Source organism: Streptomyces sp. NPDC085944, from assembly GCF_040686295.1.
GTDB lineage: Bacteria > Actinomycetota > Actinomycetes > Streptomycetales > Streptomycetaceae > Streptomyces > Streptomyces salinarius.
This window is the reverse complement of the sequence record NZ_JBFBJX010000039.1, coordinates 1-18,148: the sequence shown is the minus strand read 5'-3', so window position 1 is coordinate 18,148 and position 18,148 is coordinate 1. Positions and strand designations below refer to the sequence as shown.

The 18,148-nt window shown below is 73.4% G+C and carries 14 protein-coding genes and 2 pseudogenes; 6 read left to right on the top strand and 10 right to left on the bottom strand.

Annotation, left to right across the window (positions count from 1 at the left end; genetic code table 11):
• Window positions 1-96: 96 nt before the first annotated feature.
• The 4 genes from AB0P07_RS36235 to ligA form a co-directional block, all read right to left on the bottom strand.
• Complete coding sequence (locus tag AB0P07_RS36235; RefSeq protein WP_365558571.1) at window positions 97-672, bottom strand: TetR family transcriptional regulator; 576 nt, start codon at window positions 670-672, stop codon at window positions 97-99.
• Between the two features lie 10 nt (window positions 673-682).
• Window positions 683-1,264: a sugar O-acetyltransferase gene (locus AB0P07_RS36230; RefSeq protein ID WP_365558568.1), complete on the bottom strand. Its 582-nt coding sequence runs from the start codon at window positions 1,262-1,264 to the stop codon at window positions 683-685.
• Window positions 1,265-1,332: 68 nt separating this feature from the next.
• Entirely contained in the window at window positions 1,333-2,547 is a 1,215-nt protein-coding gene (locus tag AB0P07_RS36225; RefSeq protein ID WP_365558566.1) for an MFS transporter, read from the bottom strand.
• A 57-nt stretch (window positions 2,548-2,604) separates the two neighbouring features.
• Window positions 2,605-4,707: an NAD-dependent DNA ligase LigA gene (ligA, locus tag AB0P07_RS36220; RefSeq protein ID WP_365558564.1), complete on the bottom strand. Its 2,103-nt coding sequence runs from the start codon at window positions 4,705-4,707 to the stop codon at window positions 2,605-2,607.
• Window positions 4,708-4,863: 156 nt separating this feature from the next.
• Here ligA and AB0P07_RS36215 point away from each other — a divergent pair, with 156 nt between their 5' ends.
• Window positions 4,864-6,072: a Cmx/CmrA family chloramphenicol efflux MFS transporter gene (locus tag AB0P07_RS36215; protein WP_365558576.1), complete on the top strand. Its 1,209-nt coding sequence runs from the start codon at window positions 4,864-4,866 to the stop codon at window positions 6,070-6,072.
• 204 nt (window positions 6,073-6,276) lie between these two features.
• Here the strand turns inward: AB0P07_RS36215 and AB0P07_RS36210 are convergent, their stop codons facing one another.
• A complete protein-coding gene (locus AB0P07_RS36210) occupies window positions 6,277-7,263 on the bottom strand; it encodes a YafY family protein (protein WP_365558561.1) in 987 nt (328 codons plus the stop codon).
• 151 nt (window positions 7,264-7,414) lie between these two features.
• On the opposite strand from AB0P07_RS36210, the gene AB0P07_RS36205 reads away from it, so the two are divergent.
• Together AB0P07_RS36205 and AB0P07_RS36200 are read left to right on the top strand one after the other, a co-directional pair.
• Window positions 7,415-7,837, top strand: a complete 423-nt coding sequence (locus AB0P07_RS36205) for a VOC family protein (RefSeq protein WP_365558558.1) — start codon at window positions 7,415-7,417, stop codon at window positions 7,835-7,837.
• Window positions 7,834-8,934, top strand: coding sequence for a winged helix DNA-binding domain-containing protein (locus tag AB0P07_RS36200; RefSeq protein ID WP_365558556.1), 1,101 nt, complete (start codon window positions 7,834-7,836; stop codon window positions 8,932-8,934). Before AB0P07_RS36205 ends, AB0P07_RS36200 begins: the two co-directional genes overlap by 4 nt.
• Window positions 8,935-8,948: 14 nt before the next feature.
• Here AB0P07_RS36200 and AB0P07_RS36195 read toward each other — a convergent pair.
• Window positions 8,949-9,434, bottom strand: a pseudogene (locus AB0P07_RS36195) (helix-turn-helix domain-containing protein); the annotation flags it as partial.
• A 456-nt stretch (window positions 9,435-9,890) separates the two neighbouring features.
• On the opposite strand from AB0P07_RS36195, the gene AB0P07_RS36190 reads away from it, so the two are divergent.
• Complete coding sequence (locus AB0P07_RS36190; protein WP_365558553.1) at window positions 9,891-12,110, top strand: MMPL family transporter; 2,220 nt, start codon at window positions 9,891-9,893, stop codon at window positions 12,108-12,110.
• A 64-nt stretch (window positions 12,111-12,174) separates the two neighbouring features.
• Here the strand turns inward: AB0P07_RS36190 and AB0P07_RS36185 are convergent, their stop codons facing one another.
• Complete coding sequence (locus tag AB0P07_RS36185; protein WP_365558550.1) at window positions 12,175-13,488, bottom strand: aspartate aminotransferase family protein; 1,314 nt, start codon at window positions 13,486-13,488, stop codon at window positions 12,175-12,177.
• A 105-nt stretch (window positions 13,489-13,593) separates the two neighbouring features.
• Here AB0P07_RS36185 and AB0P07_RS36180 point away from each other — a divergent pair, with 105 nt between their 5' ends.
• Window positions 13,594-14,541: a LysR substrate-binding domain-containing protein gene (locus AB0P07_RS36180; protein ID WP_365558547.1), complete on the top strand. Its 948-nt coding sequence runs from the start codon at window positions 13,594-13,596 to the stop codon at window positions 14,539-14,541.
• Window positions 14,542-14,556: 15 nt separating this feature from the next.
• Here the strand turns inward: AB0P07_RS36180 and AB0P07_RS36175 are convergent, their stop codons facing one another.
• Both AB0P07_RS36175 and AB0P07_RS36170 read right to left on the bottom strand, forming a co-directional pair.
• On the bottom strand, window positions 14,557-15,228 hold the full coding sequence (locus tag AB0P07_RS36175) for a CBS domain-containing protein (RefSeq protein WP_365558545.1): 672 nt from the start codon (window positions 15,226-15,228) through the stop codon (window positions 14,557-14,559).
• A complete protein-coding gene (locus AB0P07_RS36170; RefSeq protein ID WP_365558544.1) occupies window positions 15,225-17,381 on the bottom strand; it encodes a SpoIIE family protein phosphatase in 2,157 nt (718 codons plus the stop codon). The genes AB0P07_RS36175 and AB0P07_RS36170 overlap by 4 nt, the downstream gene beginning before the upstream one ends.
• Before the next feature lie 232 nt (window positions 17,382-17,613).
• Here AB0P07_RS36170 and AB0P07_RS36165 point away from each other — a divergent pair.
• A pseudogene (locus tag AB0P07_RS36165) lies at window positions 17,614-18,060 on the top strand (SUMF1/EgtB/PvdO family nonheme iron enzyme); the annotation flags it as partial.
• Here the strand turns inward: AB0P07_RS36165 and AB0P07_RS36160 are convergent.
• On the bottom strand, window positions 18,047-18,148 hold a 102-nt coding region (locus tag AB0P07_RS36160; protein WP_365558573.1), incomplete at its 5' end, for a glycerophosphodiester phosphodiesterase family protein. The pseudogene AB0P07_RS36165 and the gene AB0P07_RS36160 overlap by 14 nt on opposite strands.

Here is an 18,148-nt window from a genome sequence, read left to right as displayed (position 1 = left end):
CCTCCGTGCGGTGCAGTCCTAGACAGCTCCACTGCATCGGAGGTCTTCGTTTTGATCAAATCCGGCGACTGTCAACAACGCTCGTGGTCAATACAGCTAGGGAGCGCCGCTTCCCTGCGGCGCGCGCCGCTCCGTCGCGGTGACCCGGGCGATGGCCTCCAGGGTCAGGGCTCGGCCGTGCGGCTCACGGGCCAGGGCGCGGTGCAGCGTCAGGCCCTCGATGAGGGCGTCGAGCTGGCGGGCCGTGTCCGGGTCGAAGTGCTTCTCCAGGTGGACGCGGCTGCGGCGCATCCATTCGTGGGTCAGCTCCCGGTAGGCCGGCTGCCGCGCGGCGAGCGTGTACAGCTCCTGGGTGAGCACCAGGTCCCGCTGGCTGTCCTCGGACAGCTCGTGCACGAGGTCGGCCACCGCCTCCCGGGCCTGGTCGCGGTCGGCTGCGGCGCCGAGGTGTTCGTCGAAGACCGCGACGATGTGGTCGGTGAAACGGCCGAACGCCTCGCGCAGCAGCTGCTCGATGCCGCTGAAGTGGTACGTCATCGAGCCGAGCGGTACTCCCGCGCGCTGCGCGATCCTCCGGTGGGAGACGCGCGCGATGCCCTCCTCGGCGATCAGGTCGAGGGTGGCCGCGAGGATGCGTTCGCGCCGCTGCGGATCCGTTTGTCCGGTTGCCATGGGAGCAGACTTACACGTTCCGCACCGGCCGGGCAGGGTTGCCGACGGCCACGACGTTCGCCGGCACGTCCTTGGTGACGACCGCACCGGCGCCGATGACGGAGTTGTCCCCGATGGACACGCCCGGCAGCACGATCGCGCCCCCGCCGAGCCAGACGTTGTCGCCGATGACGATGGGCCGGGCGGCCTCCAGCTTGTCCCGCCGGGGCCCCGGCTCCAGGGGGTGCGTGGGGGTGAGCAACTGGACGTTCGGGCCGATCTGGCAGTCCTCACCGATGGTGATCGCCGCGACGTCCAGTGCCGTCAGGTTGTAGTTGACGAAGGTGCGCGCCCCGATGCTGATGTTGCTGCCGTAGTCGACGTACAGGGGCGGCCGTACGTGGGCCCCGGTGCCCAGGGAGCCGAGCAGTTCGGCGAGGAGTGGCCGCGCGGCCTCCGCGTCCTCCGCGTACGCCGCCTGGTAGCGGGCGGCCAGCCGCACGGCCTGCTGCTGCCTGCGGGCGATCTCCGGATCGTCGGCGACGTAGAGGTCGCCCGCCAGCATGCGTTCGAGGTTCGTGCGGGAGTCGCCCGCGAAGTGGTCCGTCGGCATGCGCCCGATCCTACCCCGGGAGTGTACGAACGTACACTCCCGGCGCTCATGTCGCCGGATGACCCGGTTCAGCCCCGCCGGGGCCGGAGTGCTCCGGCGCACACGAGGACGAGCATCCCCGCGAGCGGCACCACCAGCAGCCCCACCCGCAGACTCGTCGCGTCGGCGACCAGACCCACGACCGGCGGGGAGAGCAGGAAGCCGAGCCGCATCAGCCAGGAGACGAGCGTCAGCCCCGATCCGGGCTTGAGCCCCGGCAGCTCGTCGGCCTCGTGCATCGCCGCCGGCACCAGCGTCGCCACCCCGAACCCGGCGGCCGCGAACCCGAGGACCGTGCCGGGCACCGTCGGCACGGCCAGTGCCCCTCCCATCCCGGCTGCGGCGATCAGGGCGCCGGAGCGGGCCACCGCGCGCTGGCCGAAGCGGTCCACGAGCCGGTCGCCGACGATCCGGCCCACGAACTGCGCGCCGACGAGGGCTACATACCCGGAGGCCGCCAGCGCCGCGGCCGCGTGCAGCGAGTCGGAGAGGTAGAGGGTGGCCCAGGACATGCCCGCGTCCTCGACGAGGGTGCCGGCCGTGGCGATGAGGACGAGCGCGGCCAGTACCCAGCCGGTGCGCAGGTCCGTAGCCGGGGCCGGGGCCGGCGTCGGCGCCCGGTCCTCGGCGTCCGTGTCCCCGGTCGGCTCGGTGTCGGTCTCGGGGCCCGGCAGGCAGTACCGCAGGGCGACGCAGGCCGCGACCGCGAACACCACGGCGGAGAACATCAGGTGCGGGCCCCGCGCGACGCCGAGCGCGATCGCGGCGGCGGCCATGGAACCGCCGGTGACGGCGCCGATGGACCAGATGGCGTGGAAGGAGTTGATGATGGACCGTCCGTAACGGCGCTGCACCCGCAGCCCGTGGGCGTTCTGCGCGACGTCGGTGAACGCGTCCATCGCCCCGGCCAGGAACAGCGCCCCCGCGAACACCGCCATCGAGCCGGCGAGTCCGGCGGCGAGGATGCCCGCGCCGGTCAGCAGCGTGCCGCCGACCGCCACCCGTGCCGAGCCGAACCGGCGCACCAGGACCCCGGCCGCGAGCCCGGCCACGACGGCGCCCGCCGGGAACGCCGCCACGGCCAGCCCGTAGGCGGCGTTCCCGACCCCGAGGTCCGCCTTGATCTGCGGATACCTCGGCAACAGGTTGGCGAACAGGGACCCGTTGGTGAAGAACAGCACGGCGACGGCCAGGCGAGCCCGCCGATCGACCGGGGCGGGCCGGCGCAGTACGTCAACAGTCATGCGCGGGAGCCTACCGCCGAGGCGTACGAACGTACACTCCTGCTCGTGCGCGGTGCCTCAGCCGAGCAGGTCGGCGACGAGCGCGGCGAACTCCTCCGGAGTGGCGAGCCGGATGCCGAGCTGTTCCGCCTTGGCCCGCTTCGAGCCCGCTCCCTCGCCCGCGACGACGAGCGTCGTGTTCTTGGAGACGCTGGACGAGGAACGCCCCCCGGCCCGCTCGACGAGTTCGTTCATCTCGTTGCGGCTGAGCCGCTCCAGCTTTCCGGTCATCGCGCCGGTGACCACCACCTTCATGCCCGCCAGCGGGCCGGCCCCGGCCGCGGCGGGCGTGGTCGCGTCCGCGTCCGCGCCGTCGGCGCCCTCCGCGTCGGCGGCCGGGGGCGGGGTGGCGCCGGGCTCGGTCATGTTGACGCCGGCGGCGGCGAGCTTGTCGATGAGCGGGGCGAGTTCGGCGATCTCCGCGACGATGGACGGCGCCTTCTCCACTCCGATCCCGTCGACCCGCTGCACGGCCTCGGCGTCGGCGGCCCGGATGTGGTCCATGGTGGCGAAGTACCGGGCGATGCGCCGGGACATGGACCGGCCGGTGCCCCGGACGCCCAGCGCGCACAGCACCCGGGACAGCGGTTGCTCCTTGGCCGTCGCGAGCGCCGCCAACAGGTTGTCGGTGCTGGTCTCGCCCATCCGCTCCAGGGCGAGCAACTGCTCCCGCCGCAGCGTGAACAGGTCGGCCAGGTCGGCGACCAGACCCGCCTCGACGAGCTGGACGACGCGGGTGGTGCCCAGGCCCTCGATGTCGAGCTGGTCGCGGCCGGCCGCGTAGGCGAGCGAGGCGACCAGGTGGCAGTTGCGGCCCTGCGCGCACCGCCACCGCTCCTCGCTCGTGTCGATGTCCGACCCGCAGCGCGGACACGCCTCGGGGAACACGATCGGCCGCTCCTCGCCCGTCCGCAGGTGCGCCACCGGGGCCTCGATGCGGGGGATGACGTCACCGGCGCGGTGCACCATGACGTGGTCGCCCAGGCGCAGTCCGCGCCGGGTGATGTCGGCCGGGTTGTGCAGCGTGGCGTAGGTGATCGTGGAGCCCTCGATGACCACGGGTTCCAGCACGCCGCGCGGGGCGACGATGCCGGTACGGCCGACGTTCCACTCCACCTCCAGCAGGCGGGTGATCTTCTCCACGGCCGGGAGCTTGTACGCGATCGCCCACCGCGGCGCCCGTGAGCCGGACCCGGCGGCCCGCCGGTCGGCGGCGAGGTCGGCCTTGACGACGATCCCGTCGATGCCGAACGGCAGCTCCGCGCGGAGCGCGGCGATCTCCCGGACCCGGGCCACGACCTGCTCGGCCGTCTCGACGACCACGTCGGGCACGGCGGTGCCGGCGCTGGTGTGGACGCCGAGTCCGGCCGCCGTCGCCATCAGCTCGCTGTACGGCAGCTCCCCGAGCCGCTCGGCGAGCGCGGCGTCGGTGCCGGGCAGCGCCAGCAGGCCGTAGCCGAAGAACGTCATCGGCACCGTGTAGGCGCGCTCCTTCGCACGAAGGGTGCCCGCGGCGGCGTTGCGCGGATTGGCGAAGGGCTGCCCGCCGTGCTGTATGCGCACCTCGTTGGCGTGCTCGAACTGGGCCGTCGTCATGAGGATCTCGCCGCGCACCTCGACGGTCACCGGCTCGGCCAGCTTCTCGGGAAGCCCCTCCACGGTGCCCATGGCGTGCGAGACGTCCTCACCGGCCGTGCCGTCGCCCCGGGTGATCAGCCGGGTGAGGCGGCCCTCGTGGTAGCGGGCGGCGACCGCGAGGCCGTCCAGCTTGGGACCCACGGCGAACCGGGTGACCTCGCGGTCGATGCGCCGGGCCAGGGACGCCGTCCAGGCGGTGAACTCCTCCGGCGAGAACACGTTGTCCAGGCTGAGCATGGGCACGGTGTGCGGAACGTCGCCCTCGGCCGCACCACCCGCGACTTTCCCGGTGGGGGAGTCGGGCAGCACCTCGTCCGGGTGCTCGGTCTCCCACGCGGCGATCCCTCGCGCCAGCCGGTCGTAGGCGTCGTCGTCCAGGGGCGAGGAGCCGCCCGCGTAATAGGCGGCGGCCGCGCGCGCGGCGTCCTCGACCGCCTGGGCGTAGGCGGCGGCGTCGACGATCACTGCTGCAGGGGTAGTCATGGACGGAATCATGCCGCCCACCACTGACAACGTGCCTCGCCGTGACAACGGGCCGGGCCGCATGCCGAGACGGACCCCGCGGCGGGAATGGCGGGAAGCAGGGCTCCGTTGACACCTGTCATGCCCGACTCTTCCCCGCGGTCCGCGGCCGGCCGCATGCCGCTCGCCGTCTACATCCTCGGCCTGTCCGTCTTCGCGCTCGGCACCAGCGAGTTCATGCTCTCCGGGCTGCTGCCACCCATCGCCGACGACATGGACGTGTCCATCCCGCAAGCCGGGCTGCTGATATCGGCGTTCGCCATCGGCATGGTGGTCGGCGCGCCGCTGCTCGCCGTCGCCACCCTGCGGCTGCCGCGCAAGACCACGCTCGTCGCCCTCATCTCGGTGTTCGGTCTGGGGCAGGTCGCGGGTGCGCTCGCGACGAGCTACGAAGTCCTGTTCGTCTCCCGCGTGGTGAGCGCGCTCGCCTGCGCCGGCTTCTGGGCCGTGGGCGCGGCCGTGGCCATCGCCATGGTGCCGGTGACCGCGCGGGCCCGCGCGATGGCCGTGATGATCGGCGGACTGTCCATCGCCAACGTCCTCGGCGTCCCGGCCGGCGCCTTCCTCGGCGAGCACCTGGGCTGGCGGTCCGCGTTCTGGGCCGTGGGCGGCGCGGCCGCCGTCGCGCTCGTCGGCGTGGTCACCCTGATCCCCCGCATTCCGCTGCCCGAGCGGCGGCCCCGGCTGCGCGGCGAGCTGGCGATCTACCGGGACCGCCAGGTCTGGCTGTCCGTCGTCGTGACCGCACTCGCCGCAGGCGGCGTCTTCTGCGCCTTCTCCTACCTCGCGCCGCTGCTCACCGATGTGGCCGGACTGGCGGACGGCTGGGTCCCGACCGTGCTGGCGCTGTTCGGCGTGGGCGCGCTGATCGGCACGACGATCGGCGGCCGGGTCGCCGACGCGCACCTGTTCGGCGTCCTGCTCTCCGGCATCACCGCCTCGACGGTCCTGCTGGCCGCACTCGCGCTGTTCGCCTCCAGCCCCGCCGCCGTGATCGTCCTGTCGCTGCTGCTGGGCGTCTCCGCGTTCTACACGGCGCCCGCGCTCAACGCGCGCATGTTCAACGTCGCCGGCGCCGCGCCCACTCTCGCCGGCGCGACCACGACCGCCGCGTTCAACCTGGGCAACACCGGCGGCCCCTGGCTCGGCGGCACGGTGATCGACGCGGACTTCGGCTACGCCGCGACGGCCTGGGCCGGCGGGGCGATGACCCTGGTCGCGATCGCCTTCGTCGCCGTCTCCCTGCGGCTGCACGGCCGGTCGCGCGTCGTGATGGGCGGCCTGGCCGCCGAGCCCGCGGACTCGGACCGAACCCAGCGGGTGTGACGCCGGCCGCAACCCGGACGCCCACCGGGCGTTCGAGCGGGATCGGCATACGATCACCGGCAAGGGCGGGGTCGTAGCACAGAGGTAGTGCGCCGCGACATCATCTCGGAGGACGCCGGTTCGAATCCGGTCGCCCCGCCCCCTTCCGCCCGACGCACGTCAGGGCCCCCTTCCCCCGACGTACGTTCCGGCGCGGGCGCGCCGTCAACGGCCCGTCGGCCCGGCGGCGGCCCTGGCGCAGCGGTGGGCCAATCCGGCGAACGCCTCCCTGAGCGCGGGCGGGCCGACGACCTCGACGTCCGTGCCGAAGAGGCAGAACGCGGCGGCGAGCGAGGGCCACGACCAGGAGCCCAGTGTGAGCCGGCAGCGGTCCGGGCCGAGTTCCTCGACGGTCCCGTCACCGGCGTGCGGGGACACCGCGGAGGCGGGCAGGTGGAGCACGGCCTCGCCCCGGCAGGGCCAGTCCGGGGAGCCGTCGGAGCCGCGGAACCTGGCGGTCAGGAAGTCGGCCACGTCCTTGCCGGGCAGTTCACGGGGGACGAACCGGGGGCCAGTGGGGTTGCGCGGAGTGATCCGGTCGGCGCGGAAGACCCGCCAGTCCTCGCGGTCCAGGTCCCAGGCGACCAGGTACCACCGCCCGCCCCGGGCGACGAGATGGTGCGGCTCCACCCGGCGCGAGGGCGGCGAGGCCTCGGGCCCGCCGTCCCCCGGGCGGGCCGGGGCGCGGTCGAAGCGCACCACCTCGCGGGCATGGACGGCGGCACTGAGCGCCATGAGTACACCGGTGTCCGTCGGGGGCGCCGACCGTGCGACGGAGGTGACGGGGAGGGCGTCGATCCGGTGCCGCAGCCGGGCGGGCATGACCTGGCGCAGGGTGGCCAGGGCACGCGCCGCACCGTCCTCGATGCCGGCGCCGGTGACCGCCGCGGTCCGCAGCGCGACGGCGAGGGCGACCGCCTGCTCGTCGTCGAAGAGCAGCGGGGGCAGCCGTGTCCCGGCGTCGAGCCGGTAGCCGCCGTCGGGCCCCTTCACCGCCAGGACGGGATAGCCCAGCTCCCGGAGCCGCTCGACGTCGCGGCGCAGCGTGCGCGGGCTCACCTCCAGCCGCTCGGACAGCACCGCGCCCGGCCAGTCCCGGCGGGCCTGGAGCAGCGAGAGCAGGGTCAGCAGCCGGGCCGAGGTCTTCCGCATGCCCCCATGTTCCCGCACATAGCGGCCACAACCTGACCGCTACCTCGACCAGAGTGGGCGCAGCGGGGCCGAACCGGCCCCACGGCCGGCCCGCTCCGGTGGGCCGTTCCGTTCCGCAGTTCCGCACGTTCCGCGAGGCAAGGAGCCCGTCGTGACCGCCAAAGCCGTGACCCACCTGAACTTCCGTGGTGACGCCCGCGAGGCACTCACCTTCTACCAGGCCGCGTTCGGCGGGGACGTGATGCTGGTGACCTACGAGGACGCCGGGAACGTCCAGGAGCCCGCCGAGGCCGCGCAGGTGATGTTCGGTCAGGTGTCCACCGAGGACGGCCTGTGCGTGATGGCCTACGACGTGCCCTCGGGCCTGCCGTGGGACCAGGGCGAGAACGCCTTCTTCGTCTCCGTCCGGGGCGAGACCACGCAGGAGATCACCGCGTACTGGGAGAAGCTGACCGACGGTGCGACCGTACTGCGGCCGCTGGGCGCCGCGCAGTGGGCACCGCTGTACGGCATGCTGCGGGACAAGTTCGGCGTCATCTGGGTCCTCGACGTGGTGAGCGAGTACACCGCGTGAGCGTGCTCGAGGTCCGGTCGCTGAACCGCGCGGCCCTCGCCCGGCAGTTGCTTCTCGACCGCGCGGACCTTCCCGTACCGGACGCGGTCGCGCACCTCGGCGGCCTGCAGGCACAGGAACCGCAGGAACCGTTCGTGGGACTGTGGTCGCGGCTGCGCGACTTCGCGCCGCGGGCGCTCGACGACCCGCTGACCGGGCGCCGGGTGGTGCGCACCCACCTGATGCGCCGCACCGTCCACCTCGTCACCGCCGAGGACGTACTGGCCTGGCGCTCCCGCCACGACGCCATGCTGCGCGGACGAGTCCTCGGCACCTACCGCCGCGAGCTGCAAGGGGTCGACCTCGACGAACTCGCGGCGGCGGGCCGAGCGGTACTGGCCGACGGCGAGCCCCGCTCGATGGCCGCACTCGCCCGGGCCGTGGCCCAGCGGTGGCCCGAGGTGGGACCGCGGCCGCTGGGGGAGATGCTGCTCGCCGCGCTGATCCCGACGGTGCAACTGCCGCCGCGCGGCCTGTGGCGGGTCAGGGCCCCGGTCCGCAACGCCCCGGTCGCTGCCTGGCTGGGCCGCGAGGTCGACCCGCCGGCCCCACCGGGCACCGATCCGGTGGGGGCGGCACTGGTACGGCGCTACCTCGCCGCGTTCGGACCGGCCGCCTCGGCGGACCTGCGCGCCTGGTGCGGGCTCGCGGGGCTGCCGGCCGCCGTCGCCGCCGTACGCGGGGAACTCGTCGCCTTCCGCGACGAGCGCGGCCGGGAACTCCTCGACCTCCCCGACGCACCGCGACCCGACCCCGGCGTCCCCGCCCCGGCGCGGTTCCTGCCGGCGTTCGACAACGCGGTCCTCGGCTATCAGGACCGCGGCCGCGTCATCGACGACGCGCACCGCGGCCTGTCGGTCACCGGTGCCCGCTTCGTCCTCGTCGACGGCCGGGTCGGCGCGACCTGGACCGTGGCGGACGGCACGGTGGCCGTCACACCGCTGCGCCGGCTCACCCGGCCGGAGCGCACCGAGGTCGCCGAGGAGGGGCGGGCCCTGGCGTCCTTCCTCACCGACGGCGAGAGCGACCGGGTACGGGTCGGGACGGCACCGCCCTGAGCCGGGGGCGACCTCGCCGGGGCGCCGTCGTCACCGAACCCGTCGGCGACGGCGAGCAGCCGGGACCCGGCGTACGCGGTGTGCTGGTTGGCCTCGCGGACCAGGCCCGCGTCGGAACCGGCGGCGTAACGGATGCTCAGGGGGCTCGCGGTGGTGGTCACGGCGGGGTCCTCTCGTTCCAGGTGACCGACGAGGAAGGCGACCAGGTTCCGCCGTGCGGCGAAGTCGGCCTCGGCCCGCGCCCAGAAGGCGCGGATCTCCCGAGCCGCGTCCCCCGCGTCCAGCGAGCACACGTGCCGGATGCGGACCAGCGGCATGCCCAGCCGTCGCAGCCAGGCGACGAGCCGGGCCCGCTCCACCTGGTCCGGCGCGTAGCGGCGGTAGCCGGTGACCGGGTCGACGTGGGCGGGCGGGAGCAGCCCCAACTCGTCGTAGAGACGCAGCGCCTTCGGCGAAAGCCGGGAGGCCTTCGCGAACGCCCCTATGGTCAGCAGCCCCATGCCCACTCCTCCTCGTACCGGGCGGGTCGCCCGGTGACACCGATGCTGTGGCCTGCCCCGAGGTGAAGGTCAACCTACCGTCAGCCGTCGGCCCGTCAGCCGTCGTCCGACACGAGGCCTGTGACGTCGACCGGGCCTCCCCGGTTCGCGGCTCGGGAACGGCCGTCCACGGCGCGGACGGTGCGGTGAAGAGGCGGACCCCCCGGGACCGGGCCGCGGGATTCGGCTGCCCGTGGCAACGAAATGCGGAGTACACCCATCTTCGTCGCCTACGCCCGGGGGAGCGGGACTCGGGGGCCCACTACATCCGACGCAGTACCCCAGTCCAGACCCAGGGGCGGATCAATCGCCCCGAACCCCGGGCGAGCATGGACGTGTACCCCGGTCAGCGCCTCCGCCTTCCCCCCCATGTGCCGGGTCTTCGTCCTGCCCGCAACCCGACGGATTGGTCCAAAGGTGGCTACGTTTCTCTATCGACTCGGCCGGAGGGCGTTCCGGCGCCGCGGCCTCGTCGCCCTGCTGTGGGTGGCCATACTCGTGGGCGCCGGCGCGGCCTCGTCCGTCGCCCCCGCCCCGCCCGAAGACTCCTTCTCGATGCCGGGCACCGAGTCCCAGAAGGCGTTCGACCTGCTCGACGAGCAGTTCCCGGCCGCCAGCGCCGAGGGCGCGACCGCGCGTGTGGTGATCCGCGCCCCCGAGGGTGGAAAGATCTCCGACCCGGCCGGCAAGGACCGGGCCGAGGAACTGGTGACGGCGCTCGGCACGGGCCCGCAGGTCTCCTCGGTGGACGACCCGTTCAAGGCGAACGCCGTCAGCAAGGACGGCACCACCGCCTACGCCTCCGTGACCTACAAGGTCAACGCGATGGAGCTGACCGACGAGGCCCGGGACGCCCTCACCGCCGCGACCGACGACGCCCGGGAGGGCGGGTACACCGTCGAGACCGGCGGTGACGCGGTCGTGGCCGAGCAGGAGATGGGCGGCACCGCCGAACTCATCGGCATCGGGGTCGCCGCCGTCGTGCTCCTGCTGACCTTCGGCTCACTGGTCGCGGCGGGCATGCCGCTGCTCTCGGCCATCATCGGTGTCGGCATCGGCATCTCCGCCATCGGGGCACTGGGCAGCACGCTGGAACTGTCCGCCACCACCTCCACCCTCGCCATGATGATCGGCCTCGCGGTCGCCATCGACTACGCCCTGTTCATCGTCTCCCGCTACCGGGCGGAGATAGCCGAGGGCCGGGCGCCCGAGGAGGCGGCGGGACGCGCGGTCGGCACCGCGGGCTCCGCGGTCGTCTTCGCCGGACTGACCGTCGTCGTGGCCCTGTCGGGTCTCGCGATCGTCAACATCCCGATCCTCACCAAGATGGGTCTGGCCGCCGCGGGCACCGTCGGCATCGCCGTGCTGATCGCCCTCACCCTCACCCCGGCACTGCTCGGCATCGCCGGCAAGAGGGCGCTGAGCCGCAAGGACCGCAAGGCGTCCGCCGGGGCGCGGGCCGTCGCCGGCAAGCCCAAGCTGGGCACGCGCTGGGCCCGCTTCGTGCAGCGGCGCCCGGTCACCGTACTGCTGACCGCGGTCCTCGGCCTCGGCGTGATCGCGGTACCGGCCGCGGGCATGGAGCTGGGCCTGCCCGACGAAGGCAGTTCGGCCCCCGACACCACCCAGCGCAAGGCCTACGACATGCTGTCCGAGTCCTTCGGCGCCGGGTTCAACGGTCCGTTCATGATCGCCGTCGACGCGCGCGACGCGGACGACCCGAAGGCCGCCGCCGAGACCGTGGGCGAGAAGATCACCGACCTGGGGAAGGCCGCCGCGGTCACCCCGGCCACCTTCAACGAGAAGGGCGACACCGCGGTTCTCACCGTGGTGCCCAGGACCGGCCCGAGCGACGCCGCCACCGAATCACTGGTGCACGACATCCGCTCGCTGTCCGGCGGGATCAAGGCCGACACCGGCGCGACCATGCTGGTCACCGGCGCGACCGCGATGACGATCGACTTCTCCCAGACCCTGGACGACGCGCTCGTCCCCTACCTGGCCCTGGTCGTCGGGCTCGCCTTCCTGCTCCTGATGCTGGTGTTCCGCTCCGTCCTCGTCCCCCTGAAGGCGGCCCTGGGCTTCCTGCTCTCGGTGGCCGCGGCGCTCGGCGCGGTGGTCGCGGTCTTCCAGTGGGGCTGGCTCGCGGACGTGTTCGGCGTGGACCAGCCGGGCCCGATCATGTCCATGATGCCCATCTTCATGATCGGCGTGGTCTTCGGTCTGGCCATGGACTACGAGGTCTTCCTGGTCACCCGCATGCGGGAGGCGTACGTCCACGGGCAGTCCGCCGGCGAGTCCGTCACCACGGGCTTCACCCACGGCGGCCGGGTCGTCGCGGCGGCGGCGATCATCATGATCAGCGTCTTCTCCGGCTTCATCCTGGAGAACGACGCCATGATCAAGATGATGGGCTTCGGCCTCGCGATCGCGGTCCTCTTCGACGCGTTCGTGGTCCGCATGGCCATCGTCCCGGCCGTGCTCGCCCTGCTCGGCACCAAGGCGTGGTGGCTGCCCAAGTGGCTGGACCGCATCCTGCCCGACGTCGACGTCGAGGGCGAGAAGCTCCACCGGGAACTCGGCGACACCGCCGCGCCCCCGGAGCCCACCCGCGAGCCGGAGACGGCCGGAGTCTGACGCGCCCGGCAGCGCACGCGCGGCCCCGGTGACCTGGAACCCCAGGCCACCGGGGTCGTCGGCACTACAGGTCCCCGGCGGCGTCGGCGAGTGCCCGGTCGAGGACGGCCACGCCGCGGGCGATCTCCTCGTCGCTCGCGGTCAGCGGCGGCGCGATACGGAAGATGCCGCCCATTCCCGGGAGCTGGACGATGTTCATGTGCAGCCCCAGCTCGAAGCAGCGCCGGGTGACGGCGGCCCCGAGACGGTCGGCGCCGCCCTCGCCCAGTACCTGGTCCCCGACCAGTTCCATGCCCAGCAGCAGCCCCCGGCCGCGGACGTCACCGACGACGTCGTGGCGGGCGGCGAGCTTGTCGAGGCCCTCGCGCAGTGCCGTGCCCAGCTCCCGCGCGCGCTCGTCCAGCCGGTCGCGGACCAGGACGTCGAGGACGGTGTTGCCCACGGCGGCCGGCAACGGGTCGTTGACGTGGGTGGTGAAGAACAGGAACCCGCGCTCGTACGCCCGCTGTTCGATCTCCGCGCCGGTCAGCACCGCGGCCAGCGGCAGACCCGCGCCGAGCGTCTTGGACAGCACGAGGATGTCCGGGACGACGCCCTCGTGCTCGAAGGCGTACCAGTCGCCGGTGCGGCACAGCCCGGTCTGCGCCTCGTCGAGGATCAGCAGCATGCCGCGCTCGCGGCACTTGTCCGCCAGAGCGGCGAGATAGCCCGGAGGAAGTTCGACCACGCCGCCCGAGGACAGGATCGGCTCGACCAGGCACGCGGCCAGACTGCCGACCGACTGGGCGTCGATCATCTCGAAGCCCAGGTCCAGCTGGCGGCGCCAGTCCAGCTCGCCGTCCGCGTCGACGACGGAGGGACGGTGGCGGTCCGGCACCGGCAGCGCGAAGTTGCCCGGCGCGGCGGGCCCGTAGCCCTTGCGGCCGGCGCTGTAGGTGGCGTTCGCGGCGGCCTGCGTCATGCCGTGCCAGGACCGGGCGAAGGAGACGATCTCGTGGCGCCCGGTGACGAGCTTCGCCATCCGCACCGCGGCCTCGTTCGCCTCCGCCCCGGTGGTCAGCAGCAGTGCCTTCTCCAGCGGCTCGGGCACGGTGCCGGCCAGCCGGCGGGCCAGCTCGACCACCGGCCGGCTGAGCATTGCGCTGTGCAGGTGGTCGAGGTGGGCGACCTGTTCGCGCACCGTCGAGACGATCGCCGGATGGGAGTGCCCGAGGATGGCACTCATCTGGCCGGACGTGAAGTCCAGGAGCTCACGGCCGCTCTCGGTGAACACGCAGGTGCCCGCCGCGCGGACGACGACCTCGGGCGAGAAGGCTGCGTGGCCGGAGTAACGGATCAGGTGGCGCCCCAGGTCGGCGCCGGGAGTCTCGGAAGGCATGGGACCGACGGTAGGGACGGGACACTGCGCGCGTCCATCGCACAGGATCGACGCTGCTGTACGGAAAAAACGTACGGCGCGGACGAGTCGTCGTACCATCGCCGCGTGCTCAACTCCGGACGACTGCACCTGCTCAGCCGGCTCGACACGCTCGGAACCGTCCGCGCGGTCGCCGACACGCTGCACCTGAGCGCGTCCACGGTCTCCCAGCAACTGGCGGTCCTCGAGACCGAGACCCGGTGCCGACTGATCGAGCGGACAGGACGGCGGGTGCGGCTGACACCGGCCGGGCTCCTGCTGGCCCGCAGGGGCCGGGAGATCCTCGACCGGATGGCCGACGTCGAGGCCGAACTGCGCGCCCTGAACGACGAGCCCATCGGCACCGTCCGGCTCGGCGTGTTCCAGAGCGCGATCTACAGCCTCGCCGTCCCCGCCGCGGACCACCTGGCCACCACCCACCCCCACCTGCACCTGGAACTGGTCGAGATGGAGCCGCACGAGAGCGGCCCCGCCCTGCGCTCGGGCGACGCGGACGTCATCGTCACCACCACCGACTACGCGGGTCTGACCCCGGGCGCGGACCTGGAGGTCATGTCGCTGGGCAGCGACCCGGTCGTGCTGGTGCTGCCGCAGGAGCATCCGCTGGCCGCCCGCACCGCGGTGGACCTCGCCGCCTGCAAGGAGGAGACCTGGGCCTGCGACCGGCCGCAGTCGTACATGGCGGACCTGACCGTGCGGCTGTGCCGCGAGGCCGGGTTCGAACCCCGGGTGGCCTGCCGGTTCAGCAACTACCTCATGCTGTTGCGGCACGTCGAGACCACGGGGTCGGTCGCCCTGCTGCCCGCCCTCGCCGTCACGGCCGACCTCGCCGTCGTCACCCGCCGGCTGAGCCCGCCCGTGCACCGCAACGTCGCCGTCGTGGTGCGGCGCGCAGCCCCGCAGCGCGCGGCGGTGAACGCGGTGATCGCCGCACTGCGCGACCATCCGGAGATCGAGGCCCTGGCCGCCCCGGACCCGGCCCGCGGACACGGGGACGGCGACCACCGCCCCTGACCGAGCGGCCCTCGGTCAGGAGCCGACGGTCGCCGAATCCTCCGCGCCGGTCTCGCCGGCCGGCCGGAACTCGACGGCCACGACGCCGTCCACGCCCCGACAGTGCTCCTCGAGGACCGGGGCGGACACACGGTCCGGGAGCCGGCCGCTGAGCACGACATGGCCGTGTGTCACATCCACCTGCACCGACGAGGGTGCCAGGCCCAGCGCCTTCACCAGGGCCTCCTCGATGATCTCGGTGCGGATCGCGCGGTCCGTGCGCAGGAAGACCCGCAGCAGGTCGCTTCTGCTGACGACCCCGGCCAGCCGCCCGTCGTCGTCGACGACCAGCAGCCGCTTGATGCGGTGCCGGGCCATGACCCGGGCGGCGTCCACGACGCTCCAGCTCTCCCGGGCGCACACGGCGGGCGAGGTCATGAGCCCGGCCGCGTCCGTGGCGTCCGCCTTGACCGCCGAGGCCCGGGACCCATCGGCGTGCTCGCGCGAACCGTCGGGCTCCCCGCCCCACATCTTCTGCAGCAGGTCGGCCTCCGACACCACTCCCACGGGGCGGTTCTCCCCGTCGACCACCGGCACCGCCGTGATGTCGTACTCCAGCAGCAGGTGAGCGATCTCCTTGAACGGTGTGCCGCGCTGCACGCGCACCACGGCGTCGCTCATCAGATCGCGCACCCTTTGGTGTTTCATCGAGCGTCTTCCCCTCCGCTGCCGGTCCGCGCGGACCGGCGTTCGTCCTTCTTGTCCGTGAAAACGATCGATCGGCCCTCGGAGTGCCCCGCCGCGGCGCGGGGACCGACGAGGAGCAGGGCGATGTCGTCGGCCGGCGCGGGCGCGTGCCGGATGACGGTGTGGGCCATGGCGTCGAGATCACCGGGGTCGCCGTGTTCCAGGAGCCCGGCGAGAGCCGCGATCGCGTCGTCGAGGTCGACTCCCGGCGCCTCGACGAGTCCGTCGGTGTAGAGGGCGAGCACACAGCCCGGCGGCAGCGGGAACTCCACCGAGGGGTACACGGTGTCCGGCTCGATGCCCAGCAGCAGACCCGGCGGGACGCGCAGGGCCTCGACGCGCCCGTCGGCGTGGCGCAGCAGGGGAGGGGGGTGCCCGGCGAGGGCCACGCAGGCACGGTGGGTGGCGAGGTCGAGGTGGACGTAGGCGCAGCTGGTGAAGAGACCGGGGTCGAGATCGGTGAGCAGGCGGTTGGTGCGGGCCAGCACGTCGCCCGGGGGTGCGCCCACGGTGGCGTGCGCGTGCACGGCGGTGCGGACCTGCCCCATGAGGGCCGCCGCGTCGACGTTGTGGCCCTGTACGTCGCCGATGGCGACGGCGGCCGTGCGCTCGTCGAGACGGATGACGTCGTAGAAGTCACCGCCGATGCTCAGCCCCTGGGCCGCCGGGAGATAGCGGGCGGCGACGTTCAGCCGCGGTGTGTCCGGGAGGGTGTGGGGCAGCAGGGCGGACTGCAGGCGGTGGGCGAGGTGATGCTTGGCGTCGTAGAGCCGGGCGCGGTCCAGGGCCTGCCCCACCAGGCCGGCCAGCGACGTGAGGGCGGCCCGTTCCCCGGGCGGGAAGACATGGGGCCGCCGGTAGGAGAGGAGGACGGATCCGATGGGCCGGCCGGAGGCGATCAGCGGGAGTACGGCCCAGGCGGCCATCCCGTCCTCGTGCGTCATCGCGGGATAGGCCGTGTGGAACTCCTCGAACGTCGGCCAGAATCCGGGGACCCCCGTGGCCATGACGTCGGTGCCGGGGATGTCCGAGGACAGGGCGATGCCGTCGAAGTGCTTCAGGAGCTCCGGATCGTAGCCGCGCTGCCCGACGATACTCAGGTGGCCGTCCTCCGGAACCATCACCACCATGCCCTGCGCACCCAGCGCGGGCATCAGCTGGTCGGCGGTCTGCTCGACCACGTCCGGCACGCTGACGGCCTCGGTCAGGGTGGAGGCGAGGTGCATCAGGTGGTACAGCACCGTGGCGCGGCTGGGCCCGAAGGCCTGTACCGACCGGCCCGGGGACGCGTCCGCGTCCGGCCCGCCGGGGGCGATGCGGACGCTCAGCCCCGTGGCGTCCGGGTACAGGTCGAAGGTCAGCCACGTCTGCGGCGGGCGCAGCACCGTGAAGGCCTGCGGTCTGCGGCTGACCAGCGCGGCCCGGTAGCGGTCCTCCACGTGGGGCACGTCCATCCAGGGCAGCGCCTCCCACGGCAGCGCGCCCATCAGCAGGGACCGGTCGACCCCGAGCAGCTCGGCCGCCCCCGGGGTGACGAGGGTGAGGCGTCCGTCGAGATCCAGCGCGCACGAACCGCCGGGCAGGCGGTCCACGAACGCGGACAGCACGGCCGCTTCCACGAGGGAGGGCGGGCGTGGGGCCGGCGGAGGCAGGACCCGGGGGCGGTCCGGCGGCAGCGGCTCGCCGCGGTCGAGGGCACGCTCCAGGCTGTCGTACAGACGGTCGCAGCCCGCCCGGACGGCGTCCTGCTCAGCGCTGTTCAGCCGGGCCGGATGCCCCCCGGCCCACAGCAGCACCAGCCCGCCCCGGACGGTGGAACCGGAGGCCAGCGGGGCGGCCGCCAGCCCGAACTCGTACGGCAGGACGAGCGCCAGCCGCGGGTACTGGCGGGCCATCTCCTCCCGGTCGCCGACCCACACCAGACGGCGTTCGCGCACCGCGTCCGCGACGGGCGTGGGGTCCTTCAGCCCGACCCGGCGCCACGGAGCGGCCATCTCCTGCGGGACCCCCGTGATCAGCAGCTGCCACATGGCGTTCTCGCCCGGCGGCAGTACGTACAGGATTCCTCCGTACGCACCGCTCGCCCGCACCACCGCGGCCATTGCGGCGTCCATCAGCCGTCCGTCCGCGCCCGCGCCGACAGGGCTGCCCGACGCCGGCCACCCCGAACATCACCCATATCTGGACACTACGCCCGTACCGCCGGGACGGCATGCGAGGGCGCGGCGGGCGGGGGCCGACCGCTGTCACTCAGTCCCGCCCGCCGCGCCCTTCCGGGCTTCGCTTCACATACAGCCGGCCGTCCGCCGGTCCGGTCCACTCCAGCCGTACGACACCGGGCACGCGTGGGAGTACGCGGCCCGCGGGGGACTGGCCGGCCGCATCTACGCGTGGGGCGAGGAGCTGACTGCCGGCCGCCGGTGGCGCTGCAACATCTGGCAGGGCCGTTCCCCCCACGTCAACACCGTCGAGGACGGCCACCTGACCACCGCACCGGTCACGTCCTACCGCCCCAGCGGCAACGGCCTGTGGAACACCGCGGGAAACGTGTGGGAATGGTGCGCCGACTGGTTCTCGCCGTCGTACCACGCCGAGTCCCCGGCAGCGGACCCGCGCGGTCCCGGGACCGGCACGGCGCGGGCCCTGCGCGGCGGCTCCTACCCGTGCCACGACTCCTACTGCAACCGCTACCGGGTCGCCGCCGGCTCCTCCAACACCCCGGACTCCTCGTCCGGCAACCTGGGCTCCCGCTGCGCCGACGACGGGGACGGCGTCGGATTCAGCGTTGGGTGAGGGTTTGGGGGTAGTCGGTGATGATGCCGTCGACGCCGAGGGTGGTCATTTTGCGGATGGCGCCGGGTTCGTCGACGGTCCAGACGTT

What these genes read in the sequence shown, in the direction of transcription:
- AB0P07_RS36170 (WP_365558544.1), bottom strand. Translation starts at nt 17,381, where the DNA reads ATGGACGCCGCAATGGCCGCGGTGGTGCGGGCGAGCGGTGCGTACGGA.
- AB0P07_RS36175 (WP_365558545.1), bottom strand. Translation starts at nt 15,228, where the DNA reads ATGAAACACCAAAGGGTGCGCGATCTGATGAGCGACGCCGTGGTGCGC.
- AB0P07_RS36210 (WP_365558561.1), bottom strand. Translation starts at nt 7,263, where the DNA reads ATGCGGAAGACCTCGGCCCGGCTGCTGACCCTGCTCTCGCTGCTCCAG.
- AB0P07_RS36235 (WP_365558571.1), bottom strand. Translation starts at nt 672, where the DNA reads ATGGCAACCGGACAAACGGATCCGCAGCGGCGCGAACGCATCCTCGCG.
- ligA (WP_365558564.1), bottom strand. Translation starts at nt 4,707, where the DNA reads ATGACTACCCCTGCAGCAGTGATCGTCGACGCCGCCGCCTACGCCCAG.
- AB0P07_RS36230 (WP_365558568.1), bottom strand. Translation starts at nt 1,264, where the DNA reads ATGCCGACGGACCACTTCGCGGGCGACTCCCGCACGAACCTCGAACGC.
- AB0P07_RS36185 (WP_365558550.1), bottom strand. Translation starts at nt 13,488, where the DNA reads ATGCCTTCCGAGACTCCCGGCGCCGACCTGGGGCGCCACCTGATCCGT.
- AB0P07_RS36225 (WP_365558566.1), bottom strand. Translation starts at nt 2,547, where the DNA reads ATGACTGTTGACGTACTGCGCCGGCCCGCCCCGGTCGATCGGCGGGCT.
- AB0P07_RS36215 (WP_365558576.1), top strand. Translation starts at nt 4,864, where the DNA reads ATGCCGCTCGCCGTCTACATCCTCGGCCTGTCCGTCTTCGCGCTCGGC.